This window comes from Vibrio hepatarius (assembly GCF_043642085.1).
GTDB lineage: Bacteria > Pseudomonadota > Gammaproteobacteria > Enterobacterales > Vibrionaceae > Vibrio > Vibrio hepatarius_C.
In genome coordinates, this window is the sequence record NZ_JBHZSA010000004.1 from 446,801 (window position 1) to 464,596 (window position 17,796).

The window sequence follows — 17,796 nt, forward strand, 5'->3', positions numbered from 1 at the left end:
CAATGAGCGAGATGACTCTAAATGCTGCTGAGCAACCCATCGATGAATTGGTTGGCTGGGTTAAGCAGAATGACTTCTCATTGAACCTCACGACAGAGCGGCTAGCATTTTTGATTGCTATCGCTGTGCTCAGTAACGAAAGGTTTGATGAAGAACTAGGAGAGGGCGAACTCCATGATGCGTTCACTATCGTTACTCGATTATTCGAAGAAACGGGTGATGCATCGGCATTTCGTGCCAACAACGCGATTAATGAGATGGTCAAGCAGCGCCTAATTAGCCGCTTTACCAGTGAAGTGACGGACGGTGCAAGTATCTACCGTTTGTCACCGCTAGCGATTGGTATTACCGATTACTATGTGCGTCACCGTGAGTTTTCAAAGCTAAAACTATCGATTCAGCTCTCTATGGTGGCTGATGAAATGGCGAAAGCGATTGAGTCGGCGCGTCAAGGTGGTACTCCGGGTCACTGGCGTAAAAACGTCTATGGCGTGTTGAAGTATTCTGTTGGCGAGATCTTCGATCAGATTGACCTTAACCAACGTGTGATGGATGAGCAGCAGCAATCTGTGAAGATTCAGATCGCTGAGCTGCTGAATAAAGATTGGCGTGATGCAATTAATAACTGTGAATCACTGCTATCTGAAACGTCGAACACACTGAAAGAGCTGCAAGATACATTGCAAGCTGCTGGCGATGAACTTCAGACTCAAATCTTAGATATCCAAGAACTGGTTTACGGTGATGACGAATTAGAGTTTATCGCAGAGACACTGTTTGGTCTGCAAATGAAGCTGGACCGCATAACCAGTTGGGGTCAGCAAGCGATCGATCTTTGGATTGGTTATGACCGCCACGTACATAAGTTTATCCGAACTGCCATTGATATGGATAAGAATAGAGCATTCAGCTCGCGCTTACGCCAATCAGTGAAAGACTATTTCGATATGCCTTGGTATCTGACTTATGCAGATGCTGAGCGTCTCTCAGACCTTCGTGATGAAGCTTTGGTACTTCGTGATGACGAAGTTACCGGTCAAGTGCCATTAGAAGTGGAATACGAAGAGTTTCAACAGGTCAACGATGAGCTGTCAGAGCGTATTGGTGGCATGCTAAAAGTTCACAAAGAACAAGGCTCACCAATCGATTTGGGCTTAGTGTTACGTGATTATCTTGCGCAGCATCCACAGACTCATCATTTTGATTTAGCACGAATTGTTATCGACCAAGCTGTGCGTCTGGGCTATTCAGAGTCCGACTATCAAGCGATCCAGCCAGATTGGCAAGCGATTAACGATTTTGGTGCAAAGGTACAAGCAAATGTCATCGACCGATATTAATGAATACATGTCAGATAAGCTGGCAAAAGCAATTTCCAACCCTCTGTTCCCAGCGCTAGATAGCATGCTGCGTGCAGGGCGTCATATTTCAAGCGAAGACCTCGACAACCACGCACTGCTGTCGGATTTCGAAATCGAGCTCTCATCGTTTTACCAGCGCTATAACACTGAGTTAGTGAAAGCGCCGGAAGGTTTCTTCTATCTGCGTCCACGTTCGACCTCTTTGATTGGCCGTAGTGTGTTGTCAGAGCTCGACATGTTAGTGGGTAAGGTATTGTGTTTCCTTTATCTAAGCCCAGAGCGTTTGGCTCACGAAGGTATCTTCACTAATCAAGAGTTATACGAAGAGCTCCTAGCGTTGGCTGACGAAAGCAAGCTAATGAAGCTAGTGACTAACCGCGCGACAGGCTCTGACCTAGATAAAGAAAAGCTATTTGAAAAAGTGCGTACATCACTACGTCGTCTACGTCGCCTAGGCATGATCATCAATATTGGTGAAACCGGTAAATTCAGTATCAGTGAATCGGTATTCCGCTTTGGTGCTGACGTACGTGTTGGCGATGATATGCGTGAAGCTCAACTACGTCTGATCCGTGATGGTGAAGCAGTAGTACACACCAAAGAACCAAGCCAAGGCAGCTTACTAGAGCAGTCTGCAAGCGAAGAAGATCAAGCCGAAGAAATGATAGAAGAAGGTGAAGCATGATTGAACGAGGTAAATATCAATCGCTGACCATGGTCAACTGGAACGGCTTCTTTGCACGTACATTTGATATTGATGGACTAGTAACCACGCTTTCTGGTGGTAATGGTGCGGGTAAGTCGACCACGATGGCGGCATTTATCACCGCATTGATCCCTGACCAAACGTTACTGCACTTCCGTAACACAACAGAAGCCGGTAGTAGCCAGTCATCGCGTGACAAAGGCCTTTACGGTAAGCTGCAAGCGGGCGCATGTTACGCCGCGCTTGATGTAGTCAACTCACGTAACCAGCGTCTATTGTTTGCGGTTAAGCTTCAGCAAGTAGCAGGTCGTGACAAGAAAGTCGACATCAAACCTTTCGTTATTCAAGGTCTGCCAAGTCACGTAAAACCGACTGATGTGCTTATTGAAAGCGTATCGGCAACTCAAGCGCGCGTTCGTCAGATCAACGAAGTGAAAGAGGCGATTGCTGAGTTTGAAGGCGTTCAATTCAAAGCATTCTCTTCGGTAGTGGAATACCACTCACAAATGTTTGAATTCGGTGTTATTCCGAAGAAATTGCGTAACTCTAGCGACCGTTCTAAGTTCTACCGTTTGATTGAAGCATCACTTTACGGTGGTATTTCAAGTGCGATTACTCGTTCACTGCGTGATTACCTATTACCACAAAACGGCGGGGTTAAGAAAGCGTTCCAAGATATGGAATCAGCGCTGCGTGAAAACCGCATGACGCTAGAAGCGATCAAAACCACTCAAGCAGACCGTGACTTGTTCAAACACTTGATTACCGAGTCGACCAACTATGTTGCTGCGGACTACATGCGTCATGCTAACGATCGCCGTAACAAGTTAGATAAGACCTTATCACTGCGTTCAGAGCTATTTGGTTCTCGTGAAACTCTGTTAGAGCAAAATAACCTGCTTAACCGCGTTCAAGAAGAGCTTGAGTTATTGGTTGAATCGGAGTCTTCGCTTGAGCAAGACTACCAAGCGGCATCGGATCACTTACAGTTAGTGCAAAATGCGCTGCGTCAGCAAGAGAAAATCGAGCGCTACCAAGAAGATCTTGAAGAGCTGCAAGAGCGTCTTGAAGAGCAGATGATGGTGGTTGAAGAAGCGCAAGAGCGTGTTCTGATGGCTGAAGAGCAAGCGACCGTTTCTGAAGAAGAAGTGGATAGCTTGAAGACTCAGCTTGCTGACTACCAACAAGCCCTAGATGTTCAGCAGACTCGCGCATTGCAATACCAACAAGCGGTTCAAGCGCTGGATAAAGCTAAGCAGCTACTGGGTAATGACGGCCTAACGGCAGAGTCAGCACAAACCTTAGTCAATGAACTGAAGGCACAAGAAGCACAAAGCACCACTGAACTTCTGGCAACCAAACACAAGCTAGATATGTCGTCAGCAGCGGCAGAGCAGTTTGAAGCAGCGCTTGAACTGGTTCGCTCGATTGTTGGCTCTGTTGAGCGTCAGGACGCAGCGGCTAAAGCGAAAACAGCGATTCAACAAGGTCGTGATGCTCAGCAATTAGCACAAAATGAACAGCAATGGCGTGCGCAGCACCGTGATGTTGAGCGTCGTCTACATAAGCAGCGTCAAACACAAGAGCTGGTGGCTGAGTACCAAAAGCAGCACAACGCTGATTTGGTTGACGAGCTTGCGTTTGAGCAAGAGCGTGAACGCCATGCAATGCAAATCGAATCCCTTGATATGTCTCAAGAAGATCTTCGTGAGCAACGCAGTGAACAGCGCCGCCTTGAGCAAGATGCCGCTTCTGAGATTAATAAGCTTGAAGCGATTGCACCGACCTGGATTGCTGCGAACGATGCACTTGAAAGCTTACGTGAGCAAAGTGGCGCAGAGCTAGAAGATAGCCAATCGATCATGGCGCACATGCAAGTGGTGCTGGAAGACGAAAAGCAGCAATCACTAGCGAAAGATAAACTGGCAGAGCGTCGCTCGCAGCTAGATACTGAAATTGAGCGTCTAGCATCGCCTGGTGGTTCAAACGACCCGCGTCTTAAAGGCTTAGCCGATACATTAGGCGGCGTGCTGCTGTCTGAGATTTATGACGACATCACTATCGATGATGCGCCATATTTTAGTGCAATGTACGGTCCTGCTCGTCACGCGATTGTAGTGTCTGACCTATCAGGTATCGAAGAGAAGCTTGTTGAGTTGGATGACTGTCCAGAAGATTTGTACATCATCGAAGGCGATATCGACGCGTTTGATGACAGCTCTTTCGATGCTGAAGAGCTAGAAGGCGCAGTGTGCGTTCGTATGAACGATCGTCAGATGCGTTACTCACGTCTACCAGAGATTCCTCTGTTTGGCCGTGCGGCACGTGAGCAGCGTTTAGAGCTGCTACGTAACGAACGTGATGAAGTGGTCGAGCAACACGCGAAAGCGGCGTTTGATTCGCAGAAACTTCAGCGTCTATACCAAGCGTTCAACAACTTTGTCGCGAAACACATTCAGGTAGCGTTCGAATCTGATCCTGAACAAGCGCTGGTGGGTGTACGTGAAAAACGTAACCAAGCGGCGCGTCTGCTGGCTGAACTGGATGCCAAAGAGCAGCAGCAACGTAGCCAACTGCAGGTGAGCAAACAAGCACTATCAGCACTGGATAAGATTGCGCCAAATATGGCGTTGATTGAAGATGATGCGCTAGCGGCTCAGTTTGAAGAGCTTGCGCAGAACATCGAAAAACTGACCGAAGCGAAAGCGTTTGTTGCTAACCATGGCAAGGCGCTATCAGAGCTTGAGAAGATTGTTTCAGCGCTGGATGCCGATCCAGAGCAGTTTGATGCACTCGAGAGTGAATACCAAGCGGCTGACCAGAAACTGCAAGCGCTAAAGACACAAATCTTCGCGCTGGCTGATCTCGTTGAACGTCGTCACTACTTCGCTTACTCAGATTCTGTTGACCTATTAAACCAGAGCAGCGAACTGAGTGAGCAGCTTAAAGCTAAGCTGGTAGAAGCAGAAAAATCGCGTACACGTACTCGTGACGAACTAAAACAAGCACAAGGTCAGATGAACCAATACAATCAAGTATTGGCATCACTTAAGAGTTCGCACCAAGCGAAACTTGAGACCGTGCAAGAGTTCAAGCAAGAGCTACAAGAATACGGTGTAACGGCGGATGAAGGCGCAGCAGAGCGTGCACAACGTCGTCGTGATGAACTGCAAGAGCGTCTACACACTTCTCGTTCACGTAAGAGTGAGTACGAGCGTACCATCACCTCAACTGAGCTAGAAATGAAGTCGCTGGCGAAGCGCCTGAAGAAAGTTCAGAAAGAGTATATTGAGCTGCGTACCTTCGTGGTTGCCGCGAAAGCAGGTTGGTGTAGCGTACTGCGTTTAGCACGTGAAAACGATGTTGAGCGTCGTTTGCACAAGCGTGAGCTTGCCTACATGTCAGCCGACGAGCTGCGTTCAATGTCGGATAAATCATTGGGTGCTCTGCGTCTAGCGGTTGCGGACAACGAAGATCTACGTGATGCGCTGCGTCTATCTGAAGACAACGCCCGTCCTGAGCGTAAAGTTCTGTTCTACATTGCCGTTTACCAGCATCTACGTGAGCGTATTCGCCAAGACATCATTCGCACTGACGATCCAGTTGAAGCGATTGAAGAGATGGAAGTAGAGCTTGCGCGTCTAACAGAAGAGCTAACGCAGCGTGAAAACCGCTTAGCAATCAGCTCTGAGTCTGTGGCGAGCATCATCAAGAAGACGATTCAGCGTGAGCAAAACCGTATTCGTATGCTTAACCAAGGCCTATCAAACATCTCGTTTGGCCAAGTTAAAGGCGTGCGTCTAAACGTGAAGATCCGCGAAAGCCACGAAGTACTACTGAACGGTCTTTCAACGCAGCAAGAGCAGCACAAAGATCTGTTCGAGTCTTCACGCTTTACCTTCTCTGAAGCGATGGCGAAATTGTTCCAGCGTGTGAACCCGCATATCGACATGGGCCAACGTTCACCGCAAGTTCTGGGTGAAGAGCTACTTGACTACCGTAACTACCTAGAGCTAAGCGTTGAAGTGAACCGTGGCTCTGATGGTTGGCTACAAGCCGAGTCTGGCGCACTATCAACGGGTGAAGCGATCGGTACCGGTCAATCAATCCTACTGATGGTTGTCCAAAGCTGGGAAGAAGAGTCACGCCGCCTGCGTAGCAAAGACATTGTGCCTTGTCGCCTATTGTTCCTTGATGAAGCAGCGCGTCTGGATGCGAAGTCTATCTCGACCCTATTCGAGCTTTGTGACCGTCTGGATATGCAGCTTCTTATCGCAGCGCCAGAGAACATCAGCCCAGAGAAAGGTACGACCTACAAACTGGTGCGTAAGGTGTTTAAAGACCACGAACACGTACACGTAGTTGGTCTGCGCGGCTTTGGCCAAGAGAAGAAACCGAAAAGTGAAGTTCAGCAATTGGTTGAAGAACTCTAACGCTAGACCCAAGTAAAACTAAAAGCCCGCATCTTGAGATGCGGGCTTTTTCATTACGGTAGGCGATTATTTAGCGCTCTCTTCTGTTGGCGTTTGGCGATATTGTCGCGGCGTGCAACCGCTCCATTTTCGAAAAGCATGGCGAAAGTTGGCGCTGTCTGAGAAGCCAATGCGTTCCGCGATTTCCTCGACAGACATTTGCGTGGAGGTAAGGTAGTGGCGAGCGAGATGTAAGCGTACGTGATCGAGGATCTGCTGATAGCTGGTCTCTTCTGCTTTAAGGTGCCGTCTTAACGTTCTTGATGACATGCCTAACTCGGCAGATAGTTCTTCAATCGAAGGATAGTCGCCTAATCGTTCAACAAACATTTGTGTGATTTTCTCTTTCAGACTGGCATCCCCAGTGACCTTTTCCAGCATCTCATCGCAAGATTTCAAACACATCTGGAGCGTCATCGTATTGGCTGCTGGGAGCGGATCATACAGTTTCGTCGCGTCGAATTGCCATTCTAGTTGTTCGCTATTGAATTCGATTTTGCAGTGGAATATTTGTTCATAGAGTTCGCTATATTCAGGCTCGGGATAGGGGAACCTGATTAGCGTGGATGGAAACGGCTGTTGCATCACTTCTTCGCATAAATTCTGAATCGCAGCAAACCAATATTCACAACAAAATGGTAATAGGGACTGAAGATCGATCAGTTGTTCAGCGCGAAAGTAACCTTGGTTATCCTCAACCCACATCTTTTTCTTCAACACAGGGCCGGCAAGTCGTAAATACTTAAAGCCCATCATCAACGCATCGAGCAAGGTATTGCTGCTAAACACGGCGTAACCGAGTACGCCAAAGTCACTAAACCGCGCTTGTTGGCCGATTTTCAAACCCAATCCGAGTTCTTGTGAGTGCTCTAGCGCATTACTGAAGATGGTCAGCTTTTGCGCCAGTGTGATGTGAGTATCGGGAACATGCAGCGCAGCAGCATCGACATCACTACCATCAAGTAAGTGTTCAACATCGACTTTGGTTTCTAAATAGCGCCTAAGCAGCTGTAAGTCGAGGATGCCACAAGATTGAGTATCTGGTACGTAAACTGCGGTGTATTCCATTTTTATTCCTTTTATGCGGGCCATTATCCTAGCGTCAGTCGAAATGTGATTCTGTCGTCATTGTCTCAAAGCTGTCCGAATTTCACCTTTTATTGTCTTTTTGTAACCTTTGCCACATGTTATGAAAATGTTGTAATCGACAAATTGAATAGTGGGAGACAAACATGAATGTACTGGCTAAGCAAGATATGGAAGTACAGCGCGATCAAGGATTGATTGACACTAATGAGTCTAAAGAAAATGAACTCGCAACATGGTTTTCCGAATTACAATCCTCTTATCAAGCTGAACCTAGCGTGAGTTATGCGGTGAGAAAGCAACGTTTGGTGGCCCTCAAGAAACAACTTTCTCGATACCAAGATGTATTAGCGGAAGCAATGAGCCAAGATTTTGGTGGTCGTAGCCATACTGAATCCATCATGGCGGATATTTTGGCGCCTATTCTTGATATCAACCATGTGGTTAAACATCTAAAGAGCTGGATGAAACCAAGCTCTCGTCCTACTGAATGGTTGTTTAAAGGCAACAAGCTGGAAGTTCGGTATCAACCCAAAGGTGTGGTCGGTATTATTTGCCCTTGGAACTTCCCGATATATTTATCGATAGGTCCGATGATCACGGCGTTAGCGGCAGGCAACCGTTGCATGATTAAAATGCCACCAAACTGCCCCGAAACCACACGTCAACTGCGTTGTATGCTTGCGGAGATTTACCCAGAGAATTTAGTGCGTATTGTTGAAGGGAATCATCCAGAAGCGATGGAAATCTCTCATCTTCCTTTTGATCATCTTGTGTTCACTGGATCGCCAGCGAGCGGAAAGATCATCATGGCAAATGCCGCCGCGAATCTTACTCCTGTGACTTTGGAGTTAGGGGGTAAATCTCCAGTGGTGGTTTTTGACGATTACGATGTCACCAAAGCAGCAGAGCGTATTGCTCATGGCAAAGGCTTTAACTCTGGTCAAATTTGTATCGCTCCAGATTACGCATTTGTGCCAGAAGGTAAGCAAGGGACTTTTGTTGAAGCGTTAAAACTCGCACATAAAAAGATGTATGATGAGATAAAAGCTAATCAAGATTACACAGCGCTGGTGGATGCTACACAGCATAAGCGTTTCCATGAATTACTCAAGGATGCGTGCGAGAAAGGCGCAACCATTACCCAGTGTCTTGATTATGGCGAAGGGCGTCAAACACCGCTATTTATTGCGACCAATCTGATGCCGGACATGCGTATCTGCCAAGAAGAAATTTTTGGGCCGCTTTTGCCCGTGCATACCTATCGTTCAATCGATGAAGTGATTCAATACATTGTTCAGAGACCTCGTCCACTGGCTTGTTATCTGTTTAGCAACAACTCAGATCAACGCGAGACTTTGCTTACTCAAACCCATAGCGGCGGTGTCACCATCAACGATTGGGGATGGCACGTACTTAATCATTCAGCACCATTTGGTGGTGTAGGTAATTCAGGTATCGGAAATTACCATGGGGAAGAAGGTTTCCGCGAACTTAGCCACGCGCGTACAGTACTTAAAATGCGTGATTGGTTTCCAATTCAGTTGTTTGCACCACCATACGGAAACATAGTGCAAAAACTGGTGCTACGAGTGTTTGTGGGTAAACCCGACCGGAAATTAAACAAGCGCTCATAACCCTCAATTCTTATTTCCCTACCTATAGAATCTTCAGCAGCCAGTGCTCGCTGGCTGCCTTGCGACCAAAGGAGATCATGGATGCATAACCTTGCTGTCAATCTAGAGCGTAGTGCTGCGCTCTTTCCTACAAAAGCGACACTCAGGATAGGCGATGGAGATATCAGTTTCTCACTGCTCACCCAGCAGTTGAATCATGATGCTACGAACACCTTGCCAATGACAAAAACAGGCAAAATTCTAAAACGAGGAACTTCATGCATAAAATACCGAGGAGGCCGCTAATGGAGAGCTACGATTTCATCGTCGTTGGAGGCGGTTCAGCTGGCTGTGTTGTAGCTTCTAGGCTAACCGAAGACCCAGATGTTTCTGTATGTTTGTTGGAAGCGGGGGGGACGGATTCAAGTCCTTTAATTCATACGCCAGTTGGTGCGGTCGCAATGATGCCAACTAAGATAAACAATTGGGGGTTTGAAACGGTTCCTCAACCGGGGCTGAATGGACGCAATGGCTATCAGCCTAGAGGTAAAACCTTAGGTGGTTCGAGCTCGATTAACGCCATGATGTATGCCAGAGGGCATCGCTATGACTATGATTTGTGGGAAAGCTTAGGGAATAAAGGATGGAGCTATAATGAGTGCTTGCCGTATTTCAAAAAGGCGGAAAACAACGAAGTCCATCATAATCAGTTTCATGGTCAAGGTGGTCCCTTGAATGTGGCCGATCTCCGATCGCCAAGTGATTTGCTTGAGCGTTATTTACAAGCTTGCGAATCGATAGGTGTACCACGAAATCATGATGTTAATGGCGCAGAACAAGTCGGTGCAATGCCAACCCAAGTGACTCAATTAAATGGCGAGAGATGCAGCGCTGCTAAAGCTTACCTCACCCCAAGCTTAACTAGGCCCAATCTAACGGTTATCACTAGGGCCACTACTCACAAAGTTCTATTTGAAGACAAAAAGGCAGTGGGTGTTGAGTATGGTTTGAAGGGACAACGATTTCAGATCAAGTGCACCAAAGAAGTGATATTGTCAGCAGGTGCATTTGGATCTCCGCAACTTCTGATGTTGTCAGGTATAGGCGCTAAAGAAAATCTTGATGTCCACGGTATCCCTCAAATTCACGACTTGCCCGGCGTAGGGGAGAATCTACAAGACCATATTGATTTGGTTCATAGCTATCGTAGCAGTTCTAAACGAGATACTTTCGGTGTATCAATGCAGATGGTTGTTGAAATGAGCAAAGCCGTTCCGCAGTGGATAACACGGCGTAGTGGTAAAATGAGCAGTAACTTTGCAGAAGGGATTGGTTTTCTATGTTCTGAAAGCGACGTACAGGTGCCGGATTTGGAGTTTGTGTTTGTTGTGGCTGTGGTTGATGATCATGCTCGCAAGATCCATGCGAGTCATGGTTTTAGTTCTCACGTGACGTTATTGCGGCCAAAAAGTATTGGTACAGTAAAGCTAAATAGTGCTGATCCTTATGATGCGCCAAGAATTGATCCGGCGTTTTTTAGCCATCCTGAAGATATGGAAATCATGATTAAAGGTTGGAAGAAACAACGCCAAATGCTAGAAAGCAACGCGTTTGATGATGTGCGTGGGGAGACTTTTTATCCAGTCGATGAAACGGATGATAAAGCTATAGAGCAAGATATCCGTAATCGTGCTGATACCCAATATCATCCAGTTGGCACCTGTAAAATGGGAACACCAGATGACAAGTTCGCTGTGGTAGACAGTGATCTGAAGGTTTACGGCATGAGTGGCTTAAGAGTCGTAGACGCTTCAATTATGCCTACCTTAGTTGGAGGTAATACCAATGCGCCAACTATTATGATTGCAGAGAAGGTGGTTGATAGCATCAAGCAGCAGTATGCCTTGTTAAAACAAACTAAGACTGCGTCGTGTGAGCCTAGTTAACCACAATAATAAACGAGTTCTAAGATCAAAAGAAAAGCCGAGGTCATGATAACCTCGGCTTTTATTATTGAAACCTAACTGCGAACTAGAATTGCGCGGAAGATCCAAACTGTCTAGCAGCGTACTCGACTCGCTCTGCTGGTTTTGGGTATTCAGCTGGCATGCCGAGGCTTTCAATGTGGTGCAGCCTTGGTAGTAGACCTGCACCATTGGCAATTTGTATCGCTAAGCCAGGTCGAGCGTTGAGCTCAAGAACCATTGGACCTTCATCTCTATCAAGTACCATGTCGGTACCCATATAGCCCAACCCCGTCATTTCCCACGCGCTGGATGCTAGAACTAACAAACGTTCCCAGTGAGGAACTTGTAGTGTTGATAGATCTTTACCGGTGTCAGGGTGGTGAGTGATCGGTTGGTCAAACTGAACCGCTCGAATTGCTTTACCTGTTGCGATATCAATACCAACGCCAACCGCACCTTGGTGAAGGTTAGCTTTGCCGTCAGACTCCGCCGTTGAGCAGCGCATCATCGCCATGACAGGGTAGCCCTTAAAGACGATGATACGAACGTCAGGTACACCTTCATAACTGAAGCCTTCGAAGCAATCATCAAATTTAATTAGGTTCTCAACGATAGCTACGTCGTTCTTACCACCTAGCGAGAACAGTCCTGCTAGTGCGTTACTGATGTGACGTTCTACATCCTCTTTGTTGATAGTGGCACCCGATGGCTTGGTGTACACGCCATCTTTATGCGAGGTGATAACCAAGATGCCTTTACCGCCACTACCTTGAGCTGGCTTGATTACGAAACCAGGCCAATTCTCCACCATCTTATGGATAGTTCTTACTTCTGCCTGATTACAGATCTTGCCAATCAGTTCCGGTGTGGTTGCACCGTGCTGCTGGGCAATGATCTTGGTTTTTAACTTGTCGTCAACCAATGGGTACTTTGAGCGATCATTGTATCGCCCAATGTAACTATGGTTTCGCTGGTTCATGCCCATAATACCTTTATGGCGCAGTTTACCCGGCGAAGTAAATTGAGAGGTAAAACGTGAAAACATGTTTAGTCCTCCGCAAGTGGTTTAAAGCGACGAAGCTCTGTCAAACGGTAACCTGTGTAAGTACCTAGCAGTAGAATACCGCCTAGAACGATTAGCTGTAGGCCAATAAAGTTAAACGTTAGGTGCTGAATGTATGGGTTAGTCATTGCAAGGTAAACCAGTACCGCAGTCAGAAGTGAACCACCACCTTGAAGAACCACCTCTTTGGCACCTTCTTCTTCCCATAGGATCGACATACGTTCAATCGTCCAAGACAAGATAATCATTGGGAAGAAAGTAATGGAAAGACCCTCAGTCAAACCAATCTTAAATGCAACAACGGTAAACACAGAGATGATCATAATTACCGTGATGATCACCGCGGATATTCGCGCGACCAACAGCAAGTTGAGCTTGGACAGATAACTACGAATAACAAGACCAGTACCGACGATCAGTAAGAAACCAACAATACCCGTCACCAGTTGCGTTTGGACGAAGGCAACAGCGATCAGTACAGGCATGAATGTGCCTGATGTCTTAAGACCTATGATGACGCGCAGGAAAACAACAATAAGCGCACCAATTGGAATCAGCATGATGGTCTTAAACATCGCCTGTTCTTCCAGTGGTAGGCTATGGATTGAGAAGTTTAGTAGCCCATCTGCTTCGACTTTCTGCTGAGTTGCTTGAGAAGGAGAAACATCCTGAGCAATCATCGAGAAGTGCACTTGGCTGTTATTACCACCAACTACATCAAGCAGGGAAACATTAGACTCATCCCAAACCAAGATGTTTTCTTTGATTACCTGATTAGGATCATTGGCATTAAACAGTACCCAGTTATTACCATCCCACACTTGGTTCATGTGTTGAATCGTTTGGCGACGACGGCCATCTTCTAACTCAATAACGCCAACAACTTTGCTTGGGATCTTCGCATAAGCCAAAATCTTATCGACCGCATCCACTTTAGACATATGGTTGAGGAGCAGAGAGGCATTTTGGCTGTCACTGTCGTTGAGAGACTTAATCAGTTCACGTGTAAAGGTGATGTCGTCAGCTGAACGCTGGTTTGCTCGCTCAATGACGGCGATTGCTGCAGCTTCTGTTGGGCCATCAAAGGTTGGAGGCGTGATTTCACCGCTTGGTGGGATAGGGTCTACATTCGCTTGAGGGTCAACTAGGAATTGAACTTTGTAGTAGATTGTTTGAGCGCCTGTTGCTTGGCGGATTGACCACTCAGCGCGTCGGCCAGACTCGGTATTGACATAGGAAACGCCGTAACCTGGAGAAGATGAAGATTCGTTGATTAGGGTAAAGCCACTTTGTGTATGTGGCGCCGCAAGAGATGCTTTAACCGGCTTATCTTGCCCGTTGAACTCTACGCGAGCTTCAATATCCCAAACTTGGCTCGTTTCACCAGGTGTCCAAGGAACACCGTAGTTCTGATGACGAAACATACTTAAGACAATACCAGCAACGATAATCATTGCGACTGATATATAAAACGGGATTTTTGATGTCATAAGCTTACGCTACCTTACTATTTTTTTGGGACTTCCGTGTGGATGTATTTCTTGCTTACATCAACCATCGCAATATCTCTAATGAATTCACGGCCTAAGAGCACAGGATGGCTCATTTGAGAACGGTCTGCCAATGTAAATTGTGCTTTTTCATGGATTTTTCCGAGTTTAACCCATAACTCAACGACTGCGCGTCTTTCAACGTCTTCGGTGGTTGATTGACGGATTTTCACGAATCGAACGATAGGTGCTTCAATCCAATTGGTATCGTTGAGTTCTCTATCGCCATCAGACAGGTGGAATCGAACCCAGTTCTTGCCATTGCGTTCGAACTGTTCAATGTCTACGGCATTTAATGATGAAGTTGCTGCGCCGGTATCTACGCGCGCATCAAAAGATTGTTTAATCGAGTCGATTGTTACTGACTCGACTTCGCCAAGGATAATTCCATGAGTGGGAGTTTGAGCAACCGGTGCAGGAGCAGGGATCACTACCGGCTCTGGCTTTTTACGAACTTCTTCTAATGCTTCTTGCTTGAAGGCATTCAGTTGCTGTTCTAAATCATGAACCTGATCTTCGAGGCTTTCGATGTAATCAGATTGATTGCTTAGCTGTAAATTTAGGTTTTCATATTGATTGGTTAGATTTGCTTCAGAGGCTTGAATTGCCGCTAAGGTTTCTTGGTGATATTGCGTACTGTTAGTCAGGGTACAGCCTGAAAGTACCAGCATCGCCATAATAGGGGTCAATCTTTTCAACATTGATAAACCTGAATGAATTTAAATTGAAGATAAATAACAAGTTTAGCGTATAAAATTTGCCGCAAACAAGTGGTTGTGTGGCCTAAGCTCTCAAAAAATGAGGAATAAGTGGTATACGCAAAAAAATAAGGATGCATTGCATCCTTATCATTGTATGGGGGATTAAACATAAGAGAAACGGTTTGATACTCTAGTTGAGTTAACTCTTTGTCAATTTGTCCGTTTCACTCACATTTCCGACTAAGGTTTAGTAGCAACCAGTACCGCGCGACGTGGCGCTGGGTGCCCCTCAACTGTCTTAGACGGGTCGTTAGGGTCTAAGTAATTTGGTAGTGAGTTATGAGTCATCCAATCGGTGGTACGTTGCTCATCGGTTGATGTTACGTTTTCATCGACAATTCGAACATCTTCAAAGCCGACATTTTCTAGCCATACCTTCAAGGCACGAGCTGACGGGAAGAAATAGACATTACGCATTTGTGCGTAGCGATCGACAGGAACAAGCACAGACGTTTCATCGCCTTCAATTACTAAGGTCTCTAACACTAACTCACCGCCTGAAACTAACTGGTTTTTAAGCTGAATGAGGTGGTCTAGCGGTGAGCAGCGGTGATAAAGCACACCCATGCTGAACACAGTATCGAATGCTTCAAGCTTTGGTAGCTGCTCAATACCGAGCGGCAGTAGGTGCGCACGTTGGTCGCCGCCCATTAGTTTGCGGATCGCTTCAAATTGAATCAGGAATAGGTGCGATGGATCGATACCAACGGTTAGACGCGCGCCTTCACCTAGCATACGCCACATGTGGTAGCCATTGCCGCAGCCTACATCTAACACACTGCGATTTTTTAGCGGAGAGATATGCGGTAGTACACGATCCCACTTCCAGTCGCTACGCCATTCGGTGTCAATATGAATGCCGTGCACTGTGTATGGACCTTTACGCCAAGGGTGGAAGGTACGCAGCAGGCTCTCTAACTTTTTAAGTTCACCAACGTGGAATGGGGTGTCGTTGGTTAGCATCACCGCATTTTTGATATCAATTTGATCTGGGTGACCTTCTGGGATTTTATTGAGTGCTTTAAGCCAACGGCCGAAATCACCATGTTCAGCGTTTTGCCAATCTGTCAGTTGCTGAGGTAGCACATTTAGCCAAGGCTGTAGACGAGTATCTTGGGCAATAAGTTGGAAAAAGTTAGCAAAATTAAACATAGTTTTTCACTGAATTAGTCGTTTAAAAATTAGTATTGTTATTCCCTACAGTAGGGGGACGAAAGTGCTAGATTATTTGCGAAGTTTATTTTATCGCGAACATCGAACCGAAGTTAAAACACTGGAACCACACGTCGTAACTACTGAAGCCGATTTTAGCAAAGCGTTCTTTGTGTTCTTTCTTAGAATCTGGACGCATTACATTTTCAATCGCGCTGCGTTTTTGGCTGATTTCGAGTTCGCTGTAACCGTTAGCACGTTTAAAGTCGTGATGCAGATCGATCAATAGCTCATTAGATGCTTGATCTTCAAATACAAATTTTTCCGATAGGATCAAAATGCCACCTGGACGAAGACCTGCATAGATTTTTTCTAGCAGCGTGTAACGATCTTCTGGCGATAGAAATTGCAGCGTAAAGTTAAGCACAACCACAGAGGCGTTATTAATGTCGATATCGCGAATGTCAGCTTCAACCACATCAACCGGAGTATCGCTGCGGTAGGCGTTAACGTGTAATTTACAACGTTCAACCATCGCTGATGAATTATCGACGGCGATGATTTGACAACCTTCTTGCTGAATATGACGACGCATAGAAAGCGTTGCAGCGCCCAGTGAACAACCCAAGTCGTAAACATTTGAGTGTGGTTTAACAAATCGCTCAGCCAGCATGCCGATAGCAGAAATGATATTGCTATAACCAGGAACAGAGCGCTGAATCATGTCAGGGAACACTTCCGCAACACGCTCGTCAAAGGTGAAATCCCCAATTTTATCGATTGGAGCCGAAAAAATAGTATCTGGATTGGTCTTAGGGTTCATAACTCTGTTCTCATAACTATCAACGTATGGCGATATAGCTTGCGCATCTGCCACAAAAAGGCGCGTATTTTATGAGAAATTCGTCGCCATGTCATGTTCTGTCGCCGAATAGCTTAAAACATCTGTATTTGAGCATTGCCGTTACCGCCAGGAAACTCAGCTAAGTCAGGCAGTTCAGCATGTAATTGCAATTGGCTGTAGAGTTTCGCAGCGAGTTCAGGGGCAATCAGATTGTCTGAGGTATGAATCATCAAATAGGGCTGCTTCCCTTCAGCGATCCACTGCGGCAATTTAGTCAGCCAAGGTGCAAAGAAGGAATGGTTGAGTGCCTCTTCAGGGTGGCCAATAAAGCGAATCAGCGGGTTATTTCCGGTCGCGATGGCATGAACTGGCACTCTTGGTTTCTTCTGTTGAGCATCTAACAGGGATTCATAGTGAGGGTGCGTCGAGGTGATTTGTTCAGAGAACACCGGACGACTGTCCATGATGATGCGATCAAACCCTTTTTCCACTAACCATTGATTTAACCGTTTTTCATCGTCTCCCTTGTCAAAGAACGCAGGGTGACGGACTTCGACGCCAATAGGAAAATTAGGAGGAAACAAGGCACAAAAGCGCTTTAGTTGTTCAAGGTTTTGCGGACCAAATGCGGCGGGTAACTGTATTGTCCACTGACCAATTCGTTCGTGCAGTGGTTCCATAATCGCCATAAAACTTTTCAATTCACTTTGGCAGCCTTGCAGCATTTGCTGGTGGGTAATATGTTGCGGCAGTTTAAACGTGAAACGAAATTGATCGTGGGTTGCGGCGTGCCAGTTTTTGACCGTTGTCGTGTTCGGTGTGGCGTAAAATGTGGTGTTGCCTTCAACCGTATGAAAGACACTGGCGTACTTTTCCAGCCTTTGGCTTGGCTGAGTGCCGCGGCCATAAAAGCTTTGTTGCCATTGATTGTTGGACCACATGGTGAGGCCAAGACGAACTGGATAAAGGTGCATATTTGTTATTACGGTTCACATGAAAACGAGTTGCGCGAGAGTTTTGCTCAACGGACCAATATAGGGCTATAATCATCGCCAATTTTTTTGCTATTGGTGCAGTTTTACGCCTTTGTTGGTTTAAAAAGCATCAATAGATAATAAATCGCAATAAATTGTACGCTGGGTAGTCGATTTCATCTAACTTTCAGCGTATAAATGGAACTTTGCTCTATCGATAAATGTACACCGATAGATAGTAATC

At 46.2% G+C, this 17,796-nt stretch carries 13 protein-coding genes; 6 read left to right on the forward strand and 7 right to left on the reverse strand.

The genetic code is table 11. The annotated features are described in order from the left end of the window. Window positions 1–2: 2 nt before the first annotated feature. The 3 genes from mukF to mukB are packed head-to-tail and all read left to right on the forward strand — an operon-like array spanning window position 3 to window position 6,500. A complete protein-coding gene (gene mukF / locus ACHUFZ_RS11345; RefSeq protein WP_004417831.1) occupies window positions 3–1,340 on the forward strand; it encodes a chromosome partition protein MukF in 1,338 nt (445 codons plus the stop codon). Next, complete coding sequence (gene mukE, locus ACHUFZ_RS11350) at window positions 1,321–2,046, forward strand: chromosome partition protein MukE (RefSeq protein WP_394127255.1); 726 nt, start codon at window positions 1,321–1,323, stop codon at window positions 2,044–2,046. Before mukF ends, mukE begins: the two co-directional genes overlap by 20 nt. After that, window positions 2,043–6,500, forward strand: a complete 4,458-nt coding sequence (gene mukB / locus ACHUFZ_RS11355; RefSeq protein WP_394127256.1) for a chromosome partition protein MukB — start codon at window positions 2,043–2,045, stop codon at window positions 6,498–6,500. The genes mukE and mukB overlap by 4 nt, the downstream gene beginning before the upstream one ends. A 66-nt stretch (window positions 6,501–6,566) precedes the next feature. Here mukB and ACHUFZ_RS11360 read toward each other — a convergent pair whose 3' ends face one another. After that, window positions 6,567–7,607: an AraC family transcriptional regulator gene (locus tag ACHUFZ_RS11360; protein ID WP_394127257.1), complete on the reverse strand. Its 1,041-nt coding sequence runs from the start codon at window positions 7,605–7,607 to the stop codon at window positions 6,567–6,569. A gap of 164 nt (window positions 7,608–7,771) precedes the next feature. On the opposite strand from ACHUFZ_RS11360, the gene ACHUFZ_RS11365 reads away from it, so the two are divergent. The 3 genes from ACHUFZ_RS11365 (at window position 7,772) to ACHUFZ_RS11375 (ending at window position 11,187) form a co-directional block, all read left to right on the forward strand. Beyond that, complete coding sequence (locus tag ACHUFZ_RS11365; protein WP_394127258.1) at window positions 7,772–9,262, forward strand: coniferyl aldehyde dehydrogenase; 1,491 nt, start codon at window positions 7,772–7,774, stop codon at window positions 9,260–9,262. Window positions 9,263–9,343: 81 nt separating this feature from the next. Continuing rightward, a complete protein-coding gene (locus ACHUFZ_RS11370; RefSeq protein WP_394127342.1) occupies window positions 9,344–9,547 on the forward strand; it encodes a hypothetical protein in 204 nt (67 codons plus the stop codon). After that, on the forward strand, window positions 9,547–11,187 hold the full coding sequence (locus tag ACHUFZ_RS11375) for a GMC family oxidoreductase (protein WP_394127259.1): 1,641 nt from the start codon (window positions 9,547–9,549) through the stop codon (window positions 11,185–11,187). Before ACHUFZ_RS11370 ends, ACHUFZ_RS11375 begins: the two co-directional genes overlap by 1 nt. An 85-nt stretch (window positions 11,188–11,272) precedes the next feature. Here the strand turns inward: ACHUFZ_RS11375 and ACHUFZ_RS11380 are convergent, their stop codons facing one another. The 6 genes from ACHUFZ_RS11380 to ACHUFZ_RS11405 form a co-directional block, all read right to left on the reverse strand. Then, window positions 11,273–12,253 (reverse strand): alpha-L-glutamate ligase-like protein, encoded by a 981-nt coding sequence (locus ACHUFZ_RS11380; RefSeq protein ID WP_394127260.1) that lies wholly within the window; start codon window positions 12,251–12,253, stop codon window positions 11,273–11,275. A 2-nt stretch (window positions 12,254–12,255) separates the two neighbouring features. After that, complete coding sequence (locus ACHUFZ_RS11385) at window positions 12,256–13,761, reverse strand: inactive transglutaminase family protein (protein ID WP_394127261.1); 1,506 nt, start codon at window positions 13,759–13,761, stop codon at window positions 12,256–12,258. Between the two features lie 17 nt (window positions 13,762–13,778). Continuing rightward, complete coding sequence (locus tag ACHUFZ_RS11390) at window positions 13,779–14,522, reverse strand: ATP-dependent zinc protease family protein (protein WP_134836870.1); 744 nt, start codon at window positions 14,520–14,522, stop codon at window positions 13,779–13,781. A 240-nt stretch (window positions 14,523–14,762) separates the two neighbouring features. Beyond that, window positions 14,763–15,734 carry a tRNA 5-methoxyuridine(34)/uridine 5-oxyacetic acid(34) synthase CmoB gene (gene cmoB, locus ACHUFZ_RS11395; protein WP_394127262.1) on the reverse strand — a complete coding sequence of 324 codons (972 nt, stop codon included), beginning with the start codon at window positions 15,732–15,734 and terminating at the stop codon, window positions 14,763–14,765. Between the two features lie 85 nt (window positions 15,735–15,819). Then, window positions 15,820–16,557 (reverse strand): carboxy-S-adenosyl-L-methionine synthase CmoA, encoded by a 738-nt coding sequence (gene cmoA / locus ACHUFZ_RS11400; RefSeq protein ID WP_394127263.1) that lies wholly within the window; start codon window positions 16,555–16,557, stop codon window positions 15,820–15,822. Window positions 16,558–16,670: 113 nt separating this feature from the next. Next, a complete protein-coding gene (locus tag ACHUFZ_RS11405; protein WP_394127264.1) occupies window positions 16,671–17,552 on the reverse strand; it encodes a DUF72 domain-containing protein in 882 nt (293 codons plus the stop codon). Window positions 17,553–17,796 lie beyond the last annotated feature (244 nt).

What these genes read in the sequence shown, in the direction of transcription:
- mukE (WP_394127255.1), top strand. Translation starts at nt 1,321, where the DNA reads ATGTCATCGACCGATATTAATGAATACATGTCAGATAAGCTGGCAAAA.
- ACHUFZ_RS11390 (WP_134836870.1), bottom strand. Translation starts at nt 14,522, where the DNA reads ATGTTGAAAAGATTGACCCCTATTATGGCGATGCTGGTACTTTCAGGC.
- ACHUFZ_RS11405 (WP_394127264.1), bottom strand. Translation starts at nt 17,552, where the DNA reads ATGCACCTTTATCCAGTTCGTCTTGGCCTCACCATGTGGTCCAACAAT.
- ACHUFZ_RS11385 (WP_394127261.1), bottom strand. Translation starts at nt 13,761, where the DNA reads ATGACATCAAAAATCCCGTTTTATATATCAGTCGCAATGATTATCGTT.
- ACHUFZ_RS11375 (WP_394127259.1), top strand. Translation starts at nt 9,547, where the DNA reads ATGGAGAGCTACGATTTCATCGTCGTTGGAGGCGGTTCAGCTGGCTGT.
- cmoB (WP_394127262.1), bottom strand. Translation starts at nt 15,734, where the DNA reads ATGTTTAATTTTGCTAACTTTTTCCAACTTATTGCCCAAGATACTCGT.
- cmoA (WP_394127263.1), bottom strand. Translation starts at nt 16,557, where the DNA reads ATGAACCCTAAGACCAATCCAGATACTATTTTTTCGGCTCCAATCGAT.
- mukB (WP_394127256.1), top strand. Translation starts at nt 2,043, where the DNA reads ATGATTGAACGAGGTAAATATCAATCGCTGACCATGGTCAACTGGAAC.
- ACHUFZ_RS11360 (WP_394127257.1), bottom strand. Translation starts at nt 7,607, where the DNA reads ATGGAATACACCGCAGTTTACGTACCAGATACTCAATCTTGTGGCATC.
- ACHUFZ_RS11380 (WP_394127260.1), bottom strand. Translation starts at nt 12,253, where the DNA reads ATGTTTTCACGTTTTACCTCTCAATTTACTTCGCCGGGTAAACTGCGC.
- ACHUFZ_RS11370 (WP_394127342.1), top strand. Translation starts at nt 9,344, where the DNA reads ATGCATAACCTTGCTGTCAATCTAGAGCGTAGTGCTGCGCTCTTTCCT.
- mukF (WP_004417831.1), top strand. Translation starts at nt 3, where the DNA reads ATGAGCGAGATGACTCTAAATGCTGCTGAGCAACCCATCGATGAATTG.
- ACHUFZ_RS11365 (WP_394127258.1), top strand. Translation starts at nt 7,772, where the DNA reads ATGAATGTACTGGCTAAGCAAGATATGGAAGTACAGCGCGATCAAGGA.